Annotated in this window: 19 protein-coding genes; 17 read left to right on the plus strand and 2 right to left on the minus strand. The window is 40.1% G+C overall.

The window, feature by feature from the left end:
• Positions 1-336: 336 nt before the first annotated feature.
• Complete coding sequence (mnmG, locus tag B1202_RS01355; RefSeq protein WP_078188730.1) at positions 337-2,217, minus strand: tRNA uridine-5-carboxymethylaminomethyl(34) synthesis enzyme MnmG; 1,881 nt, start codon at positions 2,215-2,217, stop codon at positions 337-339.
• 253 nt (positions 2,218-2,470) lie between these two features.
• Between mnmG and B1202_RS01360 the strand changes: the two genes are divergently transcribed.
• The 10 genes from B1202_RS01360 to B1202_RS01405 all read left to right on the plus strand — a co-directional run bounded on the left by B1202_RS01360 (position 2,471) and on the right by B1202_RS01405 (position 11,983).
• Entirely contained in the window at positions 2,471-2,821 is a 351-nt protein-coding gene (locus B1202_RS01360; protein ID WP_078188731.1) for a hypothetical protein, read from the plus strand.
• 147 nt (positions 2,822-2,968) lie between these two features.
• On the plus strand, positions 2,969-3,847 hold the full coding sequence (locus B1202_RS01365) for a bile acid:sodium symporter family protein (RefSeq protein ID WP_078188732.1): 879 nt from the start codon (positions 2,969-2,971) through the stop codon (positions 3,845-3,847).
• 75 nt (positions 3,848-3,922) lie between these two features.
• Positions 3,923-4,810 (plus strand): bile acid:sodium symporter family protein, encoded by an 888-nt coding sequence (locus B1202_RS01370; protein WP_078188733.1) that lies wholly within the window; start codon positions 3,923-3,925, stop codon positions 4,808-4,810.
• Between the two features lie 126 nt (positions 4,811-4,936).
• The gene (gene prmA / locus B1202_RS01375; RefSeq protein WP_078188734.1) at positions 4,937-5,839 is read left to right on the plus strand and encodes a 50S ribosomal protein L11 methyltransferase; all 903 of its coding nucleotides are present in this window, start codon (positions 4,937-4,939) and stop codon (positions 5,837-5,839) included.
• Between the two features lie 18 nt (positions 5,840-5,857).
• Complete coding sequence (locus tag B1202_RS01380; protein WP_078188735.1) at positions 5,858-6,742, plus strand: DUF3426 domain-containing protein; 885 nt, start codon at positions 5,858-5,860, stop codon at positions 6,740-6,742.
• 392 nt (positions 6,743-7,134) lie between these two features.
• Positions 7,135-7,404: a DNA-binding transcriptional regulator Fis gene (fis, locus tag B1202_RS01385; RefSeq protein ID WP_001086304.1), complete on the plus strand. Its 270-nt coding sequence runs from the start codon at positions 7,135-7,137 to the stop codon at positions 7,402-7,404.
• 95 nt (positions 7,405-7,499) lie between these two features.
• A complete protein-coding gene (purH, locus tag B1202_RS01390; RefSeq protein WP_078189205.1) occupies positions 7,500-9,074 on the plus strand; it encodes a bifunctional phosphoribosylaminoimidazolecarboxamide formyltransferase/IMP cyclohydrolase in 1,575 nt (524 codons plus the stop codon).
• Between the two features lie 132 nt (positions 9,075-9,206).
• Positions 9,207-10,490, plus strand: coding sequence for a phosphoribosylamine--glycine ligase (purD, locus tag B1202_RS01395; protein ID WP_078188736.1), 1,284 nt, complete (start codon positions 9,207-9,209; stop codon positions 10,488-10,490).
• An 83-nt stretch (positions 10,491-10,573) separates the two neighbouring features.
• Positions 10,574-11,413, plus strand: a complete 840-nt coding sequence (locus B1202_RS01400) for a hypothetical protein (protein ID WP_078188737.1) — start codon at positions 10,574-10,576, stop codon at positions 11,411-11,413.
• A gap of 12 nt (positions 11,414-11,425) precedes the next feature.
• Positions 11,426-11,983, plus strand: coding sequence for a GNAT family N-acetyltransferase (locus B1202_RS01405; protein ID WP_078188738.1), 558 nt, complete (start codon positions 11,426-11,428; stop codon positions 11,981-11,983).
• A gap of 247 nt (positions 11,984-12,230) precedes the next feature.
• Here B1202_RS01405 and B1202_RS01410 read toward each other — a convergent pair whose 3' ends face one another.
• Positions 12,231-12,551: a pyrimidine/purine nucleoside phosphorylase gene (locus B1202_RS01410; protein WP_078188739.1), complete on the minus strand. Its 321-nt coding sequence runs from the start codon at positions 12,549-12,551 to the stop codon at positions 12,231-12,233.
• 656 nt (positions 12,552-13,207) lie between these two features.
• Between B1202_RS01410 and B1202_RS01415 the strand changes: the two genes are divergently transcribed.
• The 7 genes from B1202_RS01415 to cysE all read left to right on the plus strand — a co-directional run bounded on the left by B1202_RS01415 (position 13,208) and on the right by cysE (position 22,141).
• The gene (locus B1202_RS01415; protein WP_078188740.1) at positions 13,208-14,080 is read left to right on the plus strand and encodes a MetQ/NlpA family ABC transporter substrate-binding protein; all 873 of its coding nucleotides are present in this window, start codon (positions 13,208-13,210) and stop codon (positions 14,078-14,080) included.
• A 75-nt stretch (positions 14,081-14,155) separates the two neighbouring features.
• On the plus strand, positions 14,156-15,181 hold the full coding sequence (locus B1202_RS01420; RefSeq protein ID WP_078188741.1) for a methionine ABC transporter ATP-binding protein: 1,026 nt from the start codon (positions 14,156-14,158) through the stop codon (positions 15,179-15,181).
• A complete protein-coding gene (locus tag B1202_RS01425; RefSeq protein ID WP_078188742.1) occupies positions 15,178-15,873 on the plus strand; it encodes a methionine ABC transporter permease in 696 nt (231 codons plus the stop codon). The genes B1202_RS01420 and B1202_RS01425 overlap by 4 nt, the downstream gene beginning before the upstream one ends.
• 219 nt (positions 15,874-16,092) lie before the next feature.
• Positions 16,093-16,743, plus strand: coding sequence for a hypothetical protein (locus tag B1202_RS01430; protein ID WP_078188743.1), 651 nt, complete (start codon positions 16,093-16,095; stop codon positions 16,741-16,743).
• Between the two features lie 129 nt (positions 16,744-16,872).
• On the plus strand, positions 16,873-20,445 hold the full coding sequence (dnaE, locus tag B1202_RS01435; RefSeq protein ID WP_078188744.1) for a DNA polymerase III subunit alpha: 3,573 nt from the start codon (positions 16,873-16,875) through the stop codon (positions 20,443-20,445).
• A gap of 51 nt (positions 20,446-20,496) precedes the next feature.
• Positions 20,497-21,339 carry an RNA methyltransferase gene (locus B1202_RS01440; RefSeq protein ID WP_078188745.1) on the plus strand — a complete coding sequence of 281 codons (843 nt, stop codon included), beginning with the start codon at positions 20,497-20,499 and terminating at the stop codon, positions 21,337-21,339.
• Positions 21,332-22,141: a serine O-acetyltransferase gene (cysE, locus tag B1202_RS01445; protein ID WP_078188746.1), complete on the plus strand. Its 810-nt coding sequence runs from the start codon at positions 21,332-21,334 to the stop codon at positions 22,139-22,141. Before B1202_RS01440 ends, cysE begins: the two co-directional genes overlap by 8 nt.
• Positions 22,142-22,158: the final 17 nt, after the last annotated feature.

Below are 22,158 nucleotides of genomic sequence, written 5' to 3' on the forward strand. Positions count from 1 at the left end.
AACTCCATTCATGTAGCGTAAACTCACTTGTACGCCATGCCCTGAAGTTTCGGCTTTATTGGGTAGAATAAATACCACTACAAAGGTCGGAATTCACACGACCAAAAGCCCACCATTAAGACTTAAAACTTTGTATACCAATAGTTTTTAGATCTTATTTTTTGTATTTATAATTCATTATCAATCACTTAAGTTTATGAAAGATTTTAATAATCAAACCATAGCTAAAACTAATGATGATCAAAATATTCTTTTAATCCGATCAAATACCAACAGCCAATAATTTTTAAGCAATAAAAAACCCGCATCTAGCGGGTTTTTCTTTCAGCTGAAAAATTATGCAGATTTTTTCGCTTGGTTATTCTTACGGATGGTAATCATCACCAATTGAACAGCCGCAGGTGTAACACCCGGAATACGGCTTGCTTGTGCCAATGTTTCAGGCAATACATTTTTCAGCTTCATGGTGATTTCACGTGAAAGACCAGAAACGACATCGTAATCAAAATCAGCAGGAATACGTGTATCTTCCAAACGTTTCATTTGCGCAACGTCTTCTTGCTGACGGTTAATATAACCCGCATATTTCACAGCAATTTCAATTTGCTCTCCAACAAATGCTGAAACTTCTGAACCCGTCAATTCAGCAATTTGTGAGAAGTTGATATTTGGACGTTTGAGCAAATCAATTGCATTAGTTTCTTTTGACAGGTCATCACCAGTCATTTCAACGAATTTTTTGCCTAATGGATTGTTTGGTGCTGCCCAAAGGTGTTGTAAACGACCTTTTTCAGTTTCAACCGCTTCCATTTTTTGGCAGAACGAATCCCAACGCGCATCATCTACCAGACCCATTTCACGACCAATGGCAGTTAAACGCTGATCCGCATTGTCTTCACGTAGCATCAAACGGTATTCCGCACGTGAGGTAAACATGCGGTACGGTTCTTTGGTACCTAATGTAATTAAATCATCAACCAACACGCCCATGTACGCTTCATCACGTTTTGGTGTCCATTGCTCTTGATCCCATGCACGACGTGCTGCGTTTAAGCCTGCAAGCAAACCTTGCGCACCCGCTTCTTCATAACCCGTTGTACCGTTAATTTGACCTGCAAAATACAGGTTATTAATCGATTTGGTTTCTAAAGAGAATTTCAATGATTGTGGGTTGAAATAATCGTACTCAATCGCATAACCCGGACGCAAAATGTGCGCATTTTCCATACCACGAATCGAGCGAACCAATTCAAACTGAACATCGAATGGTAAAGAAGTTGAAATACCGTTTGGATAAAGCTCATGTGTGTCCAAACCTTCAGGTTCCAAGAACACTTGATGCGAATCTTTATCGGCAAATTTGTGAATTTTATCTTCAATCGATGGGCAGTAACGTGGACCCACACCTTCAATCACACCAGTATACATTGGTGAACGGTCTAAGCCGCCACGAATGATATCGTGAGTTTTCTCGTTGGTATGTGTGATATAGCAATTGATTTGCTCAGGATGCATCGACGCATCCCCCATGAACGACATAGTCGGAGATGGGAAATCACCCGGCTGTGGCGTCATCACAGAGAAATCAACTGAACGTGCATCGATACGTGGTGGTGTACCAGTTTTTAAACGACCTACAGGTAAGTTCAATTCACGAAGGCGCGCAGCCAATGAAATTGAAGGAGGATCGCCCGCACGACCGCCTGAAGCATTATTTAGACCTACGTGGATCACACCACCCAAGAATGTACCTGTAGTTAATACAACAGTTTTCGCATCAAAGCGAATACCCATCTGAGTAACCACACCTTTTACAGTGTCGCCCTCAACGATTAAATCGTCAGCTGCTTGTTGGAAAATATCCAAGTTCGCTTGATTTTCTAAGGTTTCACGAATCGCAGCTTTATAACGAATACGGTCAGCCTGCGCACGAGTCGCACGAACAGCCGCACCTTTACGTGAGTTTAAAATACGGAATTGAATACCGCCTTTGTCGGCAGCCAATGCCATTGCACCGCCAAGCGCATCAATTTCACGGACTAAATGTGATTTACCAATACCACCAATGGCTGGGTTACAGCTCATCTGCCCTAAAGTCTCAATATTATGAGTTAAGAGTAAAGTCTGTCGACCCATACGTGCCGCAGCAAGAGCTGCCTCAGTACCCGCGTGACCGCCGCCGATAACAATGACATCGTAAACTTTAGGATAATGCATAGTGGTAAAGGAGATTAAAAAAGGATGACGGAAGATTATAGCAAAAATTCACCGATAAGTTGACTGATTAACTCGATTTTATTGTTATTGACTACTGTTTTATGCCTATATATTTCTTTATGAACATACATACTTTGCATATTCCACATAAAAATATACATTTCTCAAGCAAATGTTACTCGAAGATTGTTGTTTTATTCTGATGATTTTTTATTCTGTTATAGATCCCATGAGAATCATAAGGACTATAAGCATGAATAAGAATATTTTGCTATCCACGGTTTTATGCGGTTTATGTTTATCACCACTTGCTGCCTCAGCCAATGATAAAGTTGAGAAAGTGTATGATGCACAGCGATATCAACAAGTCTGTAAAGGTAAAAGCCAAGGCGCTCAAGTTTCATTTGCCTATCGCGGTATTATCTGGAATGGTACCTGCGAACCACAATTTTTTAGCTCTTCCAAAAATGCAAATCTTCATGGCGAAGAAGCCGAATTATTAAGCACATGTAGTGCAGATGCAAAAGCCACTACTGCAACGATTAATGGACAAGAAATTAAAGGAAAATGTGCTTTAGGGTTCACTCCTCCTCGTCCTAAATAAACAGTTGTCGATGAAAATATCGATCAATTAACAGATCAAAAATAAAGCGGGTAAAACATCAGTTTTTACTCGCTTTTATTTATTGCTTATTTATTAAACTGAGATAAACTCAAAAATACTATAAGGATAAAAATATCAGGAAATTCCATGGATTCGGGATTATTTGCATTTTTTCTACCCATCGCTTTAGCCATTATGATGATGGGTTTGGGGCTTGAACTTTCTGTCAAAGACTTTTTACGCGTTGGACGCTATCCAAAAGTTATTTTCATCGCTTTATTTACTCAGCTTATTCTACTGACCAGTATTGCGTTTTTCCTGTGTAAGTTACTTGAGTTACCCCCTTTACTCGCGGTCGGGCTCATGTTGCTTGCAGCTTCACCCGGCGGCCCCACTGCAAACCTTTTTAGCTACCTATATAAAGGTGACGTTGCATTAAACATTAGCTTAACGGCCATTAACTCAGTTGTTTCGTGCTTTACACTACCTTTTATTGTCAACCTTTCCATTTTGCATTTTGTTGGTGAAAGTACCAGCATTGGCATGCCTATCGATAAGATCACCCATGTATTTCTGATTATTTTGATACCGGTATGTTTCGGTATGTTTATTCGCAACTCCTTTCCGACCATTGCATATCACATCAACAAGCCGATGCGAATGTTGTCTATTTTCTTATTAATTCTTATCTTTACACTCGCAGTTTTGCGTGAACAATCCAACATTATTACGTATTTTGCCAGCGTCGGCATTGCGACCTGTTTACTCTGTTTCAGTGGCTTATTTTTGGGTTACCTAATTCCGTTCCTCGCGGGCGTGCCGGAAAAACAGGCACGTGCGTGTACTTTTGAAATTGGCATTCATAACACCAGTATCGCCCTAACCATCGCACTGAGTGTGCTTGAAAACACCACAGTGGCGATACCTGCCGGTGTTTATTCTATTTTTATGTATTTATTGGCGACCTTATTTGGTTTTATTTTGACGCGCCGTGGCAGTCACTTGATTCAACAAGTGAAAACCTAAACTATTTTTTCTAACGCAATCACCATAAGGACTTTGGTGAAAAACCATTAAATATGCTCAAGGAGAATAAATAAGATGGATTCTGGAATTATTACGGTTCTTTTGCCATTAGCACTGGCCTTTATTATGATCGGGCTTGGGCTAGAACTTACCCCCAAAGATTTCGCACGTGTCACTAAGCACCCTAAAGCCGTGTTGATCGCATTATTTTGCCAGCTCGTGTTGCTTGTCGGTATCGCCTTTCTACTATGTAAACTGCTAGCATTACCACCACTACTTGCTGTCGGCTTGATGCTACTCGCAGCCTCACCCGGTGGTAGCACAGCTAACTTATTTAGCTATCTATTTAAAGGTGACTTGGCTTTAAATATTACCCTGACCGCCATCAACTCTGTCATTGCAGCATTAACCCTTCCATTGATCGTGAATTTTTCGATCATGTACTTCATGCAAGAAGGCCAACAGATTAGCCTACAATTTGGAAAAATCCTCCAAGTTTTCGGCATCATTATCATCCCTGTCTGTATAGGCATGCTGCTTCGTCACTATGCACCTAAACTGACTGAGAAACTGCATAAACCACTCCGTATCTTTGCCGTGGTCTTTCTCATCTTAATTATTATCGGTGCTATTTATTCTGAACGACATAATATTGCGGCTTATCTAACTCAAGTTGGCTTAGCAACGGTTCTATTCTGCATCTTCAGCTTATGCATCGGTTACTTTGTTCCGCGACTGTTTGGCATCAATAGTGCTCAGGCACGTGCATGTGCATTTGAAATCGGGATTCATAACAGCACATTGGCCATGACCATCGCCTTAACAGTGATGGCAAGCTCAGCGGTTGCAATGCCTGCGGCAGTATATTCAATCTTTATGTATATCTTTGCCGCTGGATTTGGTTTCCTGATTACACGTTTTGCACCGATCTCGACCACAGCAACCGAAACAATTAAAAGTTAAGTCTCTGAAAACTTAAAAGGATGCCACGTGCATCCTTTTATTTTTTGTCAATTTTGATAATCGCTAGCTGCAAGTTGCCGAGTTCCGTTACAATAGCTTTTTATAAAACTCATTTAGGTTATGTCCGTGAAGTGGTTACAAATTCATATTACTGTTGAAAAAGCTCAAGTTGATTACACTGAAACGCTGCTCAGTTCTTTAGGTGCAGTCAGTGTCACGCTAGATGATGCAGAAAATCAGGATTTACTTGAACCACTTCCAGGTGAAACACCACTTTGGAATAAAGTGATCGTTACTGGTATCTATGCACAAGAAGATGATGAAGAAATTGATGTTGCTGCATTAGAAACATTTATTAAAGCGCAACTTCCTGAAGCACCAATGCGCAGCGAATTCATTGAAGACCAAGAATGGGAACGCACATGGATGGATGCTTATGAGCCTATTCAAATTGGTGAAAAATACTGGATCGTTCCAGAATGGATGGAAGCGCCAGAAGCAGACGCCGTTAACATCAAACTAGACCCTGGTCTTGCTTTTGGTACTGGTAACCATGCATCAACATTCTTATGTCTACAATGGTTAGGTAAAGTTGACCTTAAAGATAAAATCGTAATCGATTATGGTTGTGGTTCTGGTATTTTAGGTGTTGCAGCTTTACTTTTAGGTGCAAAAAAAGTTTATGCCACTGATATTGACCCACAAGCAGTTTTAGCAACACAACAAAATGCCGAATTAAATGGTGTACTGGAAAATCTGTATGTAGGCCTACCTGAAGAGTTCAACCAAGAGCTCGCTGGACAAAAAGCCGATGTGTTTGTTGCCAATATTCTTGCAGGCCCTTTAATGGCCTTGGCTGCAGAATTCTCAACTTTAATTAAATCTGAGGGAGAGTTCGCACTTGCAGGTGTAATTGAAGAGCAAGTTTCTGATGTTTCTAGTGTTTATTCTGAATTTTTTGATATATTAGACGTAGAAAAACGTGACGAAACATGGTGCCGAATTTCGGGTAAACGCCAACAGTATTAAAATTTAAAATGTGTACTTATGAGCGACAAATTAACTAACTGCCCTACTTGTTTTACAACATATAAAGTAACTGTTCCGCAGCTTACTGTCGCTCAGGGCATGGTTTGTTGCCCAAAGTGCTCTACATCTTTTAATGCACTGTCTCATTTGGTGGTAGATAAAGCATTGTCTTTTTCTACCCCTGAGCCAGAAAATGCGCCGCAAAAAAACACCAATACTATTATTAATGTCAGCGAATTTAATAATACGCTGACACCAGTGACTGTTGAAGAAACACCAAGCCACCATTTATTAAAGCTATTTGATCAAAAAGTCGAAAACTCTAATATCGATCTAAAAACCTATTTAAATAACTTAAATTATTTCAGTACCGAACCGATCGGCAACCTTCCTGCTGTAAATTGGGCAGAACAGGCTGAAAAAGATAAAAAACGTACACCACTCAACTATTTTATGTGGTTCTGTATTAATGCCTTCTTATTTGGTGCACTTATATTCCAGTTTTTCTGGTTCAATCCTCAATATTTAAAAAATAGTCCAGTAATGGGTGCTGCATTCACAGCAGTATGTGATGTCTTTAATTGTTCACGTCTTGAGGAACACTACAGCTTAATTAGTACCAAAAAAGTCAAAATTCGTAGCATTGGAAATAATGAAACACGTTTTACTGGTGAAATGATCAATTTTCATGACCGTAGCCTTGCCTTACCCAATATGAAAATTTCACTAAAAGAAAATGGTGCTGAAATAGCAAACTATACGCTTTTACCTGAAGAGTATTTGGATAAAAGTCTGCATGGCATCCAACGGATCCCAAAAAGTAGTCCTTTTAAATTTCAATTTAGCTTACCTATTGCACGCAAAAGCTTCGATAATTATTCAATTGAGTTGATTCGCCCCTAATATTGGAAAAAACTATTAAAAAAGTAAAAAAAACATAAAAAAAATGCAGTTTTCTTGCTCACTTTTTCCTAGACAATGGTATGATACGCGCCACGAAAGCTTTGTGCTGCAAACTCCTCGCTAATTTTTCACAACAAATACAATCCCAACCGTGCGCTTTATTACTTATTGCGTATTGAGTAGATTTTTTGTTTGTTTTTTAGGCTGTAACAATTATTAATCTATTGTTACGCTTATTTTTCGAACAATTTTGCGAGTTGTGTCAAGCTACAAGTAATGTACAAGTTTTAGAACTCCGCATTAGGAACTAAAACGGAGTTCATTCAAGTTTATAGACCACTTTTAACAAATCACTTTACCCAAGTGATATTTGATTTTTCGGATTAATTCGCATGAATAGCAAATCTCCTATTTTTACTGCACAATCTGATGTCGCTCTTCGTATTCACGTAGATCGCGCAGTTCGCCATTACTTTGCACAATTGCAAGGCGAGCAACCATCTCAGGTATACGATATGGTGCTGGCGGAAATGGAGAAGCCTCTTCTATCTGTAGTTCTTGAATATACGCGTGGTAATCAAACCCGCGCTGCTGAGATTCTCGGCTTAAACCGTGGTACTTTACGTAAAAAGTTGAAAGCTCACGGTTTAATGAGTGAATAAATGATAAAATGCTTGCGGCTTCCGCAGGCATTTTTTTTAACCTGCATTTTGCTAATTTTGTTTTAATCTGTTCCTTGAAAACTGTGACGAAGATCATGACTATTAAACGCGCTTTAATCTCTGTGTCTGACAAGACTGGAATTGTTGAATTTGCACAAGAACTTGCTGCTCTAGGGGTAGAAATTTTATCTACTGGCGGAACATACAAATTGTTGAAAGACAATAATGTTGCCGTAGTTGAAGTTTCAGAGCACACAGGTTTCCCAGAGATGATGGACGGCCGTGTAAAAACGCTACATCCGAAAATTCATGGTGGTATCTTAGCTCGTCGCGGTCTAGACGAAGCTGTGATGGCTGAACACAACATCGATGCAATCGATCTTGTAGTTGTTAACCTTTATCCGTTTGCTGCAACTGTTGCAAAACCAAACTGTTCACTTGCTGATGCGATTGAAAACATCGACATCGGTGGTCCAACTATGGTTCGTGCTGCTGCGAAAAACCATGCATCTGTTGGTATCGTGGTAAATGCTGCTGACTATGCAACTGTAGTTGCTGAGCTTAAAGCTGAAGGTTCACTTTCACATGCAACTCGTTTTGACCTTGCGGTTAAAGCATTTGAACATACTGCTCAATACGACGGTATGATCGCTTCTTACTTAGGCGCTCGCGTAGGTAAAGATGAAGGTCAAGCTGACAAATTTGCACGTACATTCAACACGCAATTAAATAAAGTCCAAGATCTTCGTTACGGTGAAAACCCGCATCAATCTGCTGCTTTCTATGTAGAAGACACAGCAACTGAAGCATCCGTTTCTACTGCGAAACAGCTTCAAGGTAAAGAACTCTCTTATAACAACATCGCAGACACTGACGCAGCACTTGAATGTGTGAAATCATTCGCTAAACCTGCTTGTGTAATCGTTAAGCACGCAAACCCATGTGGCGTTGCAGTATCTTTAGACGGCATCCAAGCCGCTTATGACCTTGCATATGCAACTGACCCTGAATCTGCATTCGGTGGCATCATTGCATTCAACCGTGAATTAGACGTTGCAACTGCGCAAGCTATTGTTGACCGTCAATTCGTAGAAGTGATCATTGCTCCTAGCGTTGCTGAAGGCGTGCTTGAAGTAACTGGCGCGAAGAAAAACGTACGTGTACTTGTATGCGGCGAGCTTCCTGCAATCACTGAACGTAAAGCACAACTTGACTACAAACGTGTAAATGGCGGTTTATTGGTTCAAGACCAAGACTTAGGCATGATCACGAAAGATGACCTTAAAGTTGTGACTAAACGTGCGCCAACTGAAGCAGAAATTGATGACTTGATCTTTGCTTGGAAAGTTGCGAAATACGTTAAATCTAACGCGATTGTTTATGCGAAAGGACGTCAAACCATTGGTGTCGGCGCAGGTCAAATGAGCCGCGTTAACTCTGCACGTATTGCAGCAATTAAAGCTGAACACGCTGGTTTAGTTGTTGAAGGTGCAGTAATGGCATCTGACGCATTCTTCCCATTCCGTGATGGTATTGATAACGCTGCGAAAGCGGGTATCAAATGCATTATCCAACCGGGTGGTTCTATGCGTGATGAAGAAACAATTGCTGCTGCTGATGAAGCTGGTATTGCAATGGTCTTCACTGGCATGCGTCATTTCCGTCACTAAGTTGGCAACTTGATCATGACAATTAAGCACAGTCTTTTGCTTAATACACTAGATTTCTAATCTTGCATAAAGTCCTCTCCTGCTTTCAGGTTGAGGACTTTATGTCATTTTCGATTCATGGAGTATGAACCGATGAATATTTTAGTTTTGGGTAATGGCGGTCGTGAACATGCACTTGCATGGAAAATCGCACAAGATGACAAAGTCGCAAAAGTATTTGTAGCACCGGGTAATGCAGGTTCTGCAACTGAAAATAAATGCGAAAATGTTGCGCTTAACATTTTGGACAATGCAGCGATTATCGACTTTGCAAAAAACAATGCAGTTGATTTAATCGTGGTTGGCCCTGAAGCACCGCTTGTCAATGGTGTAGTCGATGCTTGCCGTGAAGCGGGTGTAAAAATTTGGGGTCCTACTCAATTTGCTGCACAGCTTGAAGGCTCTAAAGCATTTGCGAAGCACTTCTTAAAACGCCACAACATTCCAACTGCTTTCTATGATGTATTTACAGAAGTAGATTCGGCTAAAGCATTTGTTGAAAAAAATGGTGCGCCAATCGTGATCAAGGCAGATGGTCTTGCTGCTGGTAAAGGCGTGATCGTTGCCATGACCAATCAAGAAGCATTTGATGCGATTGATGACATGCTTGCAGGCAACAAATTTGGTGATGCTGGCTCACGTGTGGTGATCGAAGAATTCCTTGCGGGTGAAGAAGCATCTTTCATTTGTATGATTGATGGCGACAACATCTTACCTATGGCAACTTCACAAGATCACAAACGTATCTTTGAAGGCGACCAAGGTCCAAACACGGGCGGTATGGGTGCTTACTCTCCTGCTCCTGTGGTGACGGCTGACGTATTTGAAAAAACCATGAATGAAGTGATGCGTCCTACCGTTGAAGGTATGAAAAAAGACGGTCACGTTTATACAGGTTTCTTATACGCAGGCTTGATGATTGATGAGCAAGGTCAACCTAAAGTGATCGAGTTCAACTGTCGTTTTGGTGACCCTGAAACTCAACCAATTATGATGCGTTTAAAATCGTCTTTAGTTGATTTGGTTGAAGCGGGCATTGCGGGTAACCTTCCTGCGGAAGCTAAATGGGATGAGCGTAAGACTGTAGGGATCGTACTTGCATCTAAGGGCTACCCTGAAACGTCTAGCAATGGTGATGTAATTTCAGGTTTAGACACTGAAATGGCTGATGCGAAAGTGTTCCATGCTGGTACTAAAGCACTTGAAAATGGTGACATTGTGACTGCTGGTGGTCGTGTTCTTTGTGTGACTGCTCTTGGCAATACGATTGGTGAAGCACAAGCCAAAGCATTAGAACTTTGTAAAAAAGTAACGTTTGATGGTGTTCAATATCGTAAAGATATTGGTTACCGTGCGATTGCGCGTGAAAATGCTTAATCTGTAATTAAGTATTTAAAACCCCGCTATGTGCGGGGTTTTTTGTTATATTTCATTAGATATCAAACAAATACTTTATTAAAATGATCTTTAATTTATTTAATCGACCATCTGAAGAAATACAATATTTAGGGACACCTTATACTCAAGATTGTTTAGACGCTATTGGTGTCATTCTCCAAACTCAAACATATATTGAAAATGCATTACTTTTATCTTGCAATCAAATACATGCATATTTAATCAAATCTAATAGAAATACTTACATTATCAGATCAGGCTTTAGTTCAGGCTATTCTGGTGAAGGACCTAAAGGATTAGCATCATCACTGCAACTTCTTTTAAAGCACAATATTGAAGTTGAAGAAATTAATATTTCCGAAAAATTAATGAAGAAAGTAAATCATAGTTCATTATCAGATGCAGATCTTGAAACAATGTTCACAGCTAGAGTTGTACGGCCAATTAACATATACGAATACATCTATGCAATTTATAAAACTACGGAATACCAAATCAATAATGACCGTTTCTATCCAACAGAATTACCTTTCCACTTGGTTGATTCTCGAATTTTCGATCTTGCTCTTAAATTTAATGATGATCCCAATTACTCAATCTTAACGGCATATACAAGATTAGAAGATATTGTCAAAGATAAAATTAATGATCATAGTCTGTTTTCTAACAGTCTTTTAAAAACCGCATTCATTTCAGATAAACAACGCAAATCAATTTATTCATGGGATACAAACAATGAAAAGGTTTCAAATGCCCTAGGTTGTCTATTTACCAATATATTTACTGCTTATAGAAATGAACGTGCACATAGTGAAGTTGATAAGCCTTATTCACAACAAATACGTGAATTTTTATTGATTAATGAACTATATTTATTAGAAAGCAAAGCAATTAAAAGATAAAGATGAATTAGTATGAATCAGTTTATCGCAACCCCTCGCCTTATCCTCCGCCAATGGCAAGACTCCGACACTGCCCCATTTATCCAAATGTGTGCAGATGACGACGTCATGCGCTATTTCCCTAACAAACTTGATGCTGATGAAGCCGTCGCATTTATGCAACGTCTACGTAATTCAATAGATACACGAGGTTGGGGGTTATACGCTGTCGAGCTTAAAGCCACAGGTGAATTTATTGGCTTTATCGGCTTACACGTACACCCACCCGAATTTGAAATAGCCGATGCACCAGAAATTGGTTGGCGCTTACTGCCGCAATACTGGCATCAAGGTTATGCCACAGAAGGTGCAAAAGCAGTACTGAAACATGCTTTTAGAAACCTAAGATTAGACAAGGTCATATCTTTCACAGCGAGTTTAAACACTCCATCTGAACGTGTGATGCAACGCATTGGTATGCAAAAAATCCGTGAATTTAATCATCCACGTGTAGCTGCGGATCACCCATTAAACCGTCACGTGCTTTATGAAATACAGCGTAGTGATTACTTGCACATTCCATTTTGCTAATTCAATAATTATTCACTGAAAACTAAAGTACATTAACTCTGCCAAACAGTGACTATAGGTGATGTTAAATTCTTTAATTTTAGTAACTACAGGATTTCGTATAAGAAAGCTAAATCATTCATTGAATCATATAAAAAACCCCGCTAAATGCGGGGTTTAAGCTCTAAAAATATCAATTGCTATAACTTAGAAATAAAAAAATCATAAGGTGTAAAGCTGAAGCAACTGCAAACCTGTCTAAGCATACTTAATCAAAATGGCATACATAATCAACAACATCGGTACATTGCACTTTGAAAATAGAATCTTGTGGAACAATAAAGCTTTCGCCAGACGTATATTGAACAAACTCGCCCTGCTCTCCAATTTGCACAACACACTGCCCCGATGTGATTTCAACACGTTCTTTCACATGCGCCTCAAACGTCATGGGTTGCTCTGATGGCAAAAATACACCGATGGTTTTTTGACTACCATCTTCCATTTTTAAAACATGGCTCACCGATCTGCCGCCATAATGAACCGTAGGCTTTTTTACAACTGAGACGAAATCAAACTGATTTGACATAGCGTGCCTCACATAGCAATTTATTATGATCAATTATTAAGCAGTTTATATTAAACAATATAGCGGATTCAATCTTCCTCAGATTTAGATCTAAGATTTTGAAAAGCCATTAATCAGAGTTGAACTTCAAATATATCAATAAAGATTTCAATGCAGATTAGATTTAAACTCTCCGTTATTTTCACATATGAATGTTACAAATTTTGTGTATGACAAGACTTATTTCATTTTTATCATTTTTTCAGCAATACATTTTAAAATTTGTTATATAGAGCTAAACTTATACAAATGACGTACTTAAATAGTTTAATTATAAATAATATATTGTTTTTACTTATTAAATTATTTAATTAAACATATTCCATTTACATTTTTGCTGCTAAGCATAACTTTTTAAATCACTATATTGAATAATAAAAAATTGATATGATGCCTAGCGAAATATAGAGATTGGCTTTATTAAATCTTTTGTTTACAGCAGCTTGCAATGGCTATCTTTTCCCATTTGGAAATAGACTCAGATCTAATTGTATAAGTCTGTGTAGCATTTTAAATTATTAAGCATCTATCAGCCTGTCTGATAAAAGACTTAAGTAAATCTCTCCATAATATGATTTGTGAATTTATTAATTTTATAAATTTACTCGGGTGAATATATGAAAAAGCTCCTAGGATTAGTTCTCGGTTTATCTGTTGGCCTTTCAGGCTGTGGTAAACAAGAAGCTCCTGCAACTGACGCAGCACAACAAAAAGACACTGCCGAAGTGCAAACCGTCACCATGGCTTCGACTGGTTCGGATGCTGATATTTGGCGCTACATTGCTTCGCTTCCTGAAACCAAAGAAGCTGGCATTAAACTTGAAGTGAAAAACTTCACTGACTATGTGTCTATGAACACTGCTGTATCAAATAAAGAAATTGATGTTAACGCATTCCAATCATATGCTTATATGGTTGCGTTTAACGACAACAATAAAGATAAAATTGCACCGCTTTCGACAACTTATTTAGAACCAATGGGTATCTATTCAAGCAAAGTCAAAAAACTTGAAGAGTTCAAAACAGGTGCAACCATTGCGATTCCAAATGATGGCGCAAACGAATCACGTGCATTGTTACTACTTCAATCTGCTGGCTTAATCAAACTTAAAGCTGATTTTGACGATGTAAAAGGTACACCTGCTGACGTAACTGAAAATGCGAAAAAAATCGTAATCAAACCAATTCAAATGGCGACTGCGGTTCGTGTTAAAGATGAAGTTGATGCGATTGTTTTGGGTAATACCCTTGCAATGGAAGGTGGTTTAAACGTACTGAAAGATGCGGTTTACTATGAGCCAATCGATCAAAGTACAAAAATGAACGTGAACATTCTTGCTGTTGCTGCTGACCGTCAAAATGACCCAGTTCTACAAAAAGTAGGCGCGCTTTATCACACTCCAGCAGTTAAAGCTTACATCGATGAACATTTTGGTGGTACTAAAATTGATGTAAACAAACCAACTAGCTACCTCACTGAAGCAAAATAGTAATATAATTTCTTCAAATAAACAGGCAAAGTTTACTTTGCCTGTTTTTTCATTTTTGAACCCTTTTTTGACGCTATGATCCAATTTAAAAATATCTCCAAGCATTTTGAGCTAAAAGGCCAAACCGTTACAGCACTGGATCAGATTAATCTGGACATTCCAGATGGCTGTATTTTCGGTCTAATTGGCTACAGTGGTGCAGGCAAAAGTACCTTAATCCGTTTAATTAATTTGCTAGAACGTCCTAGTGAAGGGCAAATTATTATTCATGATAAAGACTTTACTGCTTTAAATTCGGCAGAGCTTCGTCAAGAAAGAACCAATATTGGCATGATCTTCCAGCACTTCAATTTACTGCAAACCAAAACTGTTGCAGAAAATATTGAAATGCCGCTTAAACTTTTAGGTGTAGCTAAAGCTGAACGCCAAAAACGTTTAGAAGAGTTGCTCGAATTTATTGACTTAAAACATAAGAAAAATGCTTATCCAGATGAGCTCTCTGGTGGTCAAAAACAACGTGTAGGAATTGCCCGTGCGCTTGCCAATCATCCTAAAATTTTACTGTGTGATGAAGCAACTTCTGCTCTCGATCCGCAAACCACCAAATCGGTATTGGCGTTATTAAAGAAAATTAATCAAGAACAAGGCATTACTATTGTCATGGTCACCCATGAAATGGATGTGATTGAATCCGTCTGTGATTATGTTGCGGTAATGGAACAAGGAAAAGTCATTGAACATGGATCAACTTTAGAGATTTTTAGTCAGCCAAAACACAATACAACGAAAAACTTTATTCAAACTGTATTGCAGCAACAGCTCCCTGTTAATATTTTAAATAATTTAGAAAATCAGAACCATAACAGTATTTATTGTTTGAAATTCCTCGGCAGTTCGGCACAAGAAACTGTCATTCAGGCGGTAATTAAACAGTTTGATATTAGCCTGAATATTTTGTTTGCCAATATGACTGAAATTAATGGTGCGGTGATTGGACAAATGTTCGTTCAGCTATTAGGTGATGCAGCATTGATTCAACAAGCGGTGGCGTTCTTAGAACAACATGGCGTTGAAGTCACTCAAGCAGGAGTTCAGCAATGAGAGATTTAATTGTTCAATGGCTGACTCAAATTACAGCACCCTTTTGGAAAAGTTCTTTGTCTATGGATCAGTTCGTCACTGCCCTACAAGAAACTTTTCACATGGTGTTCTTTGCCATGCTCTTCGGCTGTATATGGGGTTTTATCCAGGCCGTGATTTTATATGTCTCACGTCCACAAGGCATTTTGCCTAACCGTGTCATCTACCATGGTTTGAACCCGATTGTGAATGCGCTGCGTTCATTGCCATTTATTATCCTCTTGATTGCGGTCATTCCTTTGACCAAAGTCATTGTAGGGACATCGATCGGGACTTGGGCTGCAATTGTTCCGCTCACTATCTATGTTGGTCCTTACATTGGCCGTCTGATTGAAACATCGTTGCTCGAAGTGAACGACGGCATCATTGAGTCTGCTCAAGCGATGGGTGCATCTCCGCTGCAAATCATTACTAAATTTGTGCTACCAGAGTCTCGTAGCTCTTTGATTTTAAACTTAACGACTGCAACCATTAGCTTAATTGGCGCAACAGCCATGGCGGGTGCAGTAGGTGCAGGCGGTATCGGTGACCTTGCTATTTCTTATGGTTATCAACGTTTTGATAGTAGCGTAGTGATCATGACTGTGATCGTCTTATTGATCTTGGTGCAAATCGTACAAAGCCTAGGTGATTGGTTATCAAAATTACGCTAAGCCTGCGCAATTCATAACTTTAAGCTCTCTTCGGAGGGCTTTTTAGTGTTTAAGATTTGATTTTTTTAATGCTGAAATTAAACCAAAATTTCTTTATCCCTAAATTACTTTGACGGCAAATTAGCAACACCATAAAATTTAAAATATGTCCTTCAACATTACATTTCCAAAAACTTGAATTACGACAAAACATCAAAAGAACAAGATTATATATTCCCCATGCAAACAACACTGCCAGCACAAATTTTCCGCTTAACTTTTTTCACAACAACGATATTAATCACTTCAGCAGCATCTGCATCAATTGCTGATTATGACTATGTGACTAGTATTAAGGTGAATGATGTTGACTTAGCCTCACCCTTGCCTGCATCAAAAGTAAATGCATTAATCAGTAAAAATCCAGTGAGACCAAAATATGAATATTCAGAATGTACCGGTAATACTGAATTTCATGTCACATCAAAAGGTAAATTTCTAAAATTTGAAATTTATGCTGAGGACAATCCTCAAGTTAAAAATGATTCATTCTATAAGAATAAAAACAGCATCGCCCAACTTGGACAAACCAAAGGGGTTGTTTGGATGGAATGGGATAACTCCACGCTAATACACAATAAAATTCAAATTGGATCAAAAAACCTGACAAGCCAATATAACTTTCAACAATTTGTAAAAGACTTTCCTAAAAGTGCAAAATTAGCCAATCCAAATGAAGTGGCTTATGTGATTTTACTCTCACCTGCTCATGCTAAATCCGTGCTAAAAGAGCCGCAAAACTATGATTTACCCTATATTGGCAACTTAGCCTTCAACTTTAAAAATGGCAAATTAACTGCCTTTTCAGTGAATCAAGGTATTGCTTGCTAAATCGTGATTGTCATACAGCGTTTATTGCTTAAACAGTGAATTTATAAATCTGCATAAAGCCATGCAATAAACGCAAGTTTGATCTCAGAGCATGCTAAAATCATCAGCTGTTTTCGCAGGGACTCATCTATGCACTTTGTACATCTTGGTATTTTTACAGAATTTTCCGTTACTGAATCTATTGTACGTATACCTGATCTTGTAAAAGCTGCAGCTGCAGATGAAATGCCTGCTTTAGCCATCACTGACCTTTCAAATCTACATGCGGCTGTAAAATTCTATAAAAAGAGCTTAGATAAAGGCATTAAACCGATTTTTGGTTCGACCCTTCGTTTGAATGATGCTGAGCACAAAGTCACACTCCTCGCGATGACCAATAAAGGTTGGCGTAGTCTGACCGAGTTGGTTTCTGAAGGCTATATTTCAGGTCAACAGCTTGATATTCCTTGCGTACAAAAAGATTGGATTTTAAATCAGCACCAAGACCTGATTGTTTTACTGGGTATGCAAAGTGATGTCGGCAAAATGCTTTGCTCGTCCAACCCGCAAAAAGCTGAACCATTGTTAGCCGACTGGGTCGAAAAATTTGGCAATCGTGTTTATTTGGCTATTACCCGAACTGAGCGCTCGGGTGAAGAAGACTTCATTCATGAAGCTGTAAAACTTGCGAAGAAATTTAACATTGGTGTTGTTGCACATAATGATGTGCACTTTGTGCGTAAAGAAGACTTCGAAGCGCATGAAGCACGTGTTTGTATTGCCGATGGTTATGTCCTTGGGGACAATCGTCGTCCTAAAAATTATAGTCCTGAACAGTATTTCAAAACTGCTGCGGAAATGACTGAGCTCTTTTCAGACATTCCAACAGCTATTGAAAACACCTATCACATTGCACGACGCTGTAATGTGTCATTACGTTTAGGCTTCCATGACCTTCCCGATTATCCAATCCCTGAAGGTCATACCATTGACACCTATTTTGAACATTTATCAAAAGAAGGTTTAGAAGAACGCTTAGCGCATTTATATCCTGTCGAACAGCGTGGTGACGACTGGCCAGAAATTCGTAAGCCTTATGATGAGCGTTTGGCTTATGAGGTCGGGATCATCCTGACCATGCAATTCCCAGGTTACTTCCTGATTGTCATGGACTTTATTCAATGGTCTAAAGGTAATGGCGTCCCTGTTGGTCCAGGCCGTGGTTCGGGTGCAGGCTCCTTGGTTGCCTATAGTTTAAAAATTACCGACCTTGACCCACTACGTTATGACCTACTTTTCGAACGTTTCTTAAACCCAGAACGTGTATCGATGCCCGACTTTGACGTCGATTTCTGTATCGCAGGTCGTGACCGTGTCATTGACTATGTTGCACGAACATACGGTCGTGATGCAGTATCTCAGATTGCAACTTTCGGGACTATGGCGGCAAAAGGTGCGATTCGTGACGTAGCCCGTGTCTTGGGTAAATCCTATGGTTTGGCTGACCGTATTTCTAAAATGATTCCGACCAAGCCTTTAGGTTTAAGTTTGGAAGAATCGATTGAGGCCGAACCACAGCTCAAAGATATTGTCACCAACCCATCAAACCCAGATAACGACGATGCAGCAGAAATTTGGGAAATGGCACTCAAACTTGAAGGCATTACCCGTAATACAGGTAAGCACGCCGGTGGTGTGGTCATTGCACCAACCAAGTTAACCGACTATTCCGCAGTACTCTGTGATGCAGATGGGACGAACCGTGTAGCCCAATTCGATAAAGACGATGTGGAAGCAGCCGGCCTAGTCAAATTCGACTTCTTGGGCTTACGTAACTTAACGGTAATTGAAGATGCCATTAAGCACATCAATGCCCGTCCAGATATCACCACACCTGTCGATATTTCCTTGATTCCGTTGGATGATAAACCTGCCTATGCCGTGTTCGCAGATGCCAATACCACAGCGGTCTTCCAGTTTGAATCCGTCGGCATGAAAAAAATGCTGAAAGAGGCACGTCCAAGCAAGTTCGAAGAAATTATTGCCTTCGTGTCTTTATACCGTCCAGGCCCGATGGATCTGATTCCTGACTTTATTTTCCGTATGCATGGTGGCGAGTTTGAATACTTACATCCATTACTGGAAAGTGTCCTTGAACCGACGTACGGCATTATGGTGTATCAGGAACAGGTAATGCAGGCAGCGCAGTTCTGCGCCGGCTATAGCTTGGGTGGCGCGGATTTACTTCGTCGTGCCATGGGTAAAAAGAAAGTCGAAGAAATGATCAAGCACCGTCAGATCTTTACTGAAGGTGCTGCAACCAAAGGTATTGATGCAGATACGGCCAACCATATCTTCGACTATATGGAAAAATTCGCAGGCTATGGTTTTAACAAATCCCATGCCGCAGCCTATGCCCTTGTTGCATATCAAACCGCTTGGTTAAAAGCACATTTCCCTGCTGAATTTATGTCAGCGGTGATGACCTCGGAAATGCAAAACACCGACAACGTGGTGTTTTTGATCGATGACTGTCGAATTAACGGTCTTGAAGTTTTACCTCCATCAGTCAATATGTCTTTGTACAACTTCCATGCCAGTGATCCAGAAACCATCGTATACGGTTTAGGTGCAATCAAAGGCGTCGGCGAAGCTGCCATGCAGTCTGTAATTGACTCACGTATCCAAGATGGCCCCTATAAAGACCTGTTTGACTTCTGTCATCGTATTGACCTGAAAAAAATCAATAAGCGCACGCTTGAAGCATTGATTCGTGGTGGCGCACTAGATTGTTTAGGTTTAGAACGTGCTGACTTGATGGCACAGCTCCCTGAAGCCGTTCAAGCGGCGGATCAAGCACGCACTAACCGCGAAACAGGTATGATGGACCTGTTTGGCGAAGTGGAAGAAGTTCAGCGTAAACCTGCCAAACCAGTCAAACCTTGGTCTGATGAAGTTCGTCTCAAAGGTGAAAAAGACACACTCGGCCTTTATTTAACAGGTCACCCGATTGATGTGTATCGCCCAGAGTTAAAAGCCTTTATTTCACAGCGTATTAATGAACTTACGCCTACACGACGTGGTGTCACCACGGTATTTGCAGGTCTAGTAGTCGATGTTGCCAACTTCCCGAACCGTATGATGGTAACGCTCGATGATGGTACAGCACGTATTGAAGTGTCTGCGAATCACGAACGTTTTAACCGTTTCAAAGATGTAATTCAAAACGAAAAAGTGGTGGTAATTGAAGGTGAAATTTATGAGCGTGAAGGTTTTGATCGCCCAATGGGCCGCTTAACTAAAGCCTTCAGTCTGAATGAAATCCGTCAAAAACGTGCCAATGCGATTCAAATCAAATTAACCCCTGAACATTTTAGTAAAACGCTCTCAAGCGATATCCAAAATATTCTATTGCCTTTCTGCAATGTTGATATGTGTACGCATATTCCTGTGCAGTTATATATTGACTACCCATATGCAACGGCTGACATTCATTTGGGCTTAAACTGGAAAGTTGCCCCACTGGATGAGCTACTGTCTAAGCTGCGTGACTACTTTGGTAAAGAATCTTTGCATGTTGAATATCACGTCAAATCCAAAGCAGCCAAAGCGGTGAGTTATGAACAAGCCTCTATTCCTGCACAAGTTCCTCCACCGCCAGATGGGATGAGCATGGATGATGCCATGGATTTATACCAAGCAGAAGCCAATCAATTTTCTTAAAGTTTAAACGCTGTTTGAACTGCTTTTTTAAATAAACATATTGGAAATATCATGAATCAAACTGACAATGCTGCGGTTTCAGCACATCTCTCCCATGTGCGTATTGTCATGGTGAATACAACATTACCCGCAAATATTGGTAGTGCATTACGTGCCATGAAAACCATGGGACTTTCAAAGTTGGTCTTAGTTGCACCTAAGACTTACCCGCATCCAGACATTAATGCCTTGGCTGCCGGTGCTGTCGATTTAATTGATCAAATTGAAATCGTTGAATCATTAGAAGATGCCATTAAAGATTGTCATATTGTCTTTGGTACCAGTGCGCGTAGTCGTACCATCCCATGGCCATTGCTTGACGCTCGCCCTGCTGCTGAAATGTCTCTCAAAGCGGTCTGTGAACAACAACAAGAAATTGCCGTGGTGTTTGGCCGTGAAGACCGTGGTTTGACCAATGAAGAATTGGCAATGGCCAACTACCATGTCACTATTCCAGTGAATACTGAATATGGCGTCTTGAACGTTGCCCAAGCGATTCAGGTAATTTGCTATGAAATGCGTATGGCTGCCCTTGCACTTACTGAGTTAACTGCAAATCCTGATGCCAACATGCATGTGACAGATGACATCGATATGGAATGGGATGAACCTTTGGTGACCCATGAAATGATGGAACAGTTCTACCCGCATATTGAAAAAATGCTGGCAGAGATTGAATTTATGGATCCAAAAAATCCAAGATTATTACCTTTACGCTTGCGTCGCCTATTTGGACGTATACAATTAGATCGTATGGAATACCACTTATTACGTGGCATCTTTAGCCGAGTACAGGCTTTAAATAACGGAACATGGAAAAAATCTACAGACAATGAGGATCAATCTAATGCTTAAGCAGCTCAAAGAAGATATACAGGCTGTATTCGCGCGCGATCCTGCTGCACGAAATACGCTCGAAGTCTTAACCACTTATCCAGGAATTCATGCCTTGATCATGCATCGTATGGCACATGAACTTTGGAAAAAAGAGTGTAAAGGCTCAGCTCGCTTATTGTCTTCTTTTAGCCGCTTTGCCACAGGCATTGAGATTCATCCGGGTGCGAAAATCGGTCGTCGTTTCTTCATTGACCACGGTATGGGTGTGGTGATTGGTGAAACAGCCGAAATTGGTGATGATGTCACCCTTTACCATGGTGTGACCTTAGGGGGCACAACTTGGAATAAAGGCAAACGTCACCCCACCCTGGAAGATGGTGTAGTGGTTGGCGCTGGTGCAAAGATCTTAGGTCCATTTACGGTAGGTAAAAATGCCAAAGTCGGCTCAAATGCCGTGGTGACCAAAGAAGTTCCTGCGGATACTACCGCTGTAGGTAATCCAGCACGCTTTATCACAAAAGATAAACCAAAAGATGAAGCTGAAACACGTCGTCGCGATTATGCAGAAAGTATTGGCTTCCAACCGTATGCTGCAACACAAGACCAAACTGACCCGATGTTAGAAGGTATGCGTGTGTTGTTGGATCGTATTCAGCACAATGAAAAACGTATGAATAATTTGTGTCAGCGTTTGTCTCTCCTTGACCCAACGTTCAAAAAGCAACAACTCAATGAACAACCTTTTAGTCAGGAAGAACTTAAAATCATTGAAGATGTGCGCCGCGAATGCGAAGCTCAAAGTAATCAATCTAAAGCTTAACCAAAAGCAATCAGAAT

It is taken from the genome of Acinetobacter amyesii, from assembly GCF_002018365.1.
GTDB classification, from domain to species: Bacteria; Pseudomonadota; Gammaproteobacteria; order Pseudomonadales; family Moraxellaceae; genus Acinetobacter; species Acinetobacter amyesii.

Excerpts from the sequence above, each read along its gene's own strand:
- mnmG (WP_078188730.1), bottom strand. The coding sequence starts at position 2,217 with ATGCATTATCCTAAAGTTTACGATGTCATTGTTATCGGCGGCGGTCAC.
- B1202_RS01360 (WP_078188731.1), top strand. The coding sequence starts at position 2,471 with ATGAATAAGAATATTTTGCTATCCACGGTTTTATGCGGTTTATGTTTA.
- B1202_RS01365 (WP_078188732.1), top strand. The coding sequence starts at position 2,969 with ATGGATTCGGGATTATTTGCATTTTTTCTACCCATCGCTTTAGCCATT.
- B1202_RS01370 (WP_078188733.1), top strand. The coding sequence starts at position 3,923 with ATGGATTCTGGAATTATTACGGTTCTTTTGCCATTAGCACTGGCCTTT.
- B1202_RS01380 (WP_078188735.1), top strand. The coding sequence starts at position 5,858 with ATGAGCGACAAATTAACTAACTGCCCTACTTGTTTTACAACATATAAA.
- fis (WP_001086304.1), top strand. The coding sequence starts at position 7,135 with ATGAATAGCAAATCTCCTATTTTTACTGCACAATCTGATGTCGCTCTT.
- purH (WP_078189205.1), top strand. The coding sequence starts at position 7,500 with ATGACTATTAAACGCGCTTTAATCTCTGTGTCTGACAAGACTGGAATT.
- purD (WP_078188736.1), top strand. The coding sequence starts at position 9,207 with ATGAATATTTTAGTTTTGGGTAATGGCGGTCGTGAACATGCACTTGCA.
- B1202_RS01400 (WP_078188737.1), top strand. The coding sequence starts at position 10,574 with ATGATCTTTAATTTATTTAATCGACCATCTGAAGAAATACAATATTTA.
- B1202_RS01405 (WP_078188738.1), top strand. The coding sequence starts at position 11,426 with ATGAATCAGTTTATCGCAACCCCTCGCCTTATCCTCCGCCAATGGCAA.
- B1202_RS01410 (WP_078188739.1), bottom strand. The coding sequence starts at position 12,551 with ATGTCAAATCAGTTTGATTTCGTCTCAGTTGTAAAAAAGCCTACGGTT.
- B1202_RS01415 (WP_078188740.1), top strand. The coding sequence starts at position 13,208 with ATGAAAAAGCTCCTAGGATTAGTTCTCGGTTTATCTGTTGGCCTTTCA.
- B1202_RS01420 (WP_078188741.1), top strand. The coding sequence starts at position 14,156 with ATGATCCAATTTAAAAATATCTCCAAGCATTTTGAGCTAAAAGGCCAA.
- B1202_RS01425 (WP_078188742.1), top strand. The coding sequence starts at position 15,178 with ATGAGAGATTTAATTGTTCAATGGCTGACTCAAATTACAGCACCCTTT.
- B1202_RS01430 (WP_078188743.1), top strand. The coding sequence starts at position 16,093 with ATGCAAACAACACTGCCAGCACAAATTTTCCGCTTAACTTTTTTCACA.
- dnaE (WP_078188744.1), top strand. The coding sequence starts at position 16,873 with ATGCACTTTGTACATCTTGGTATTTTTACAGAATTTTCCGTTACTGAA.
- B1202_RS01440 (WP_078188745.1), top strand. The coding sequence starts at position 20,497 with ATGAATCAAACTGACAATGCTGCGGTTTCAGCACATCTCTCCCATGTG.
- cysE (WP_078188746.1), top strand. The coding sequence starts at position 21,332 with ATGCTTAAGCAGCTCAAAGAAGATATACAGGCTGTATTCGCGCGCGAT.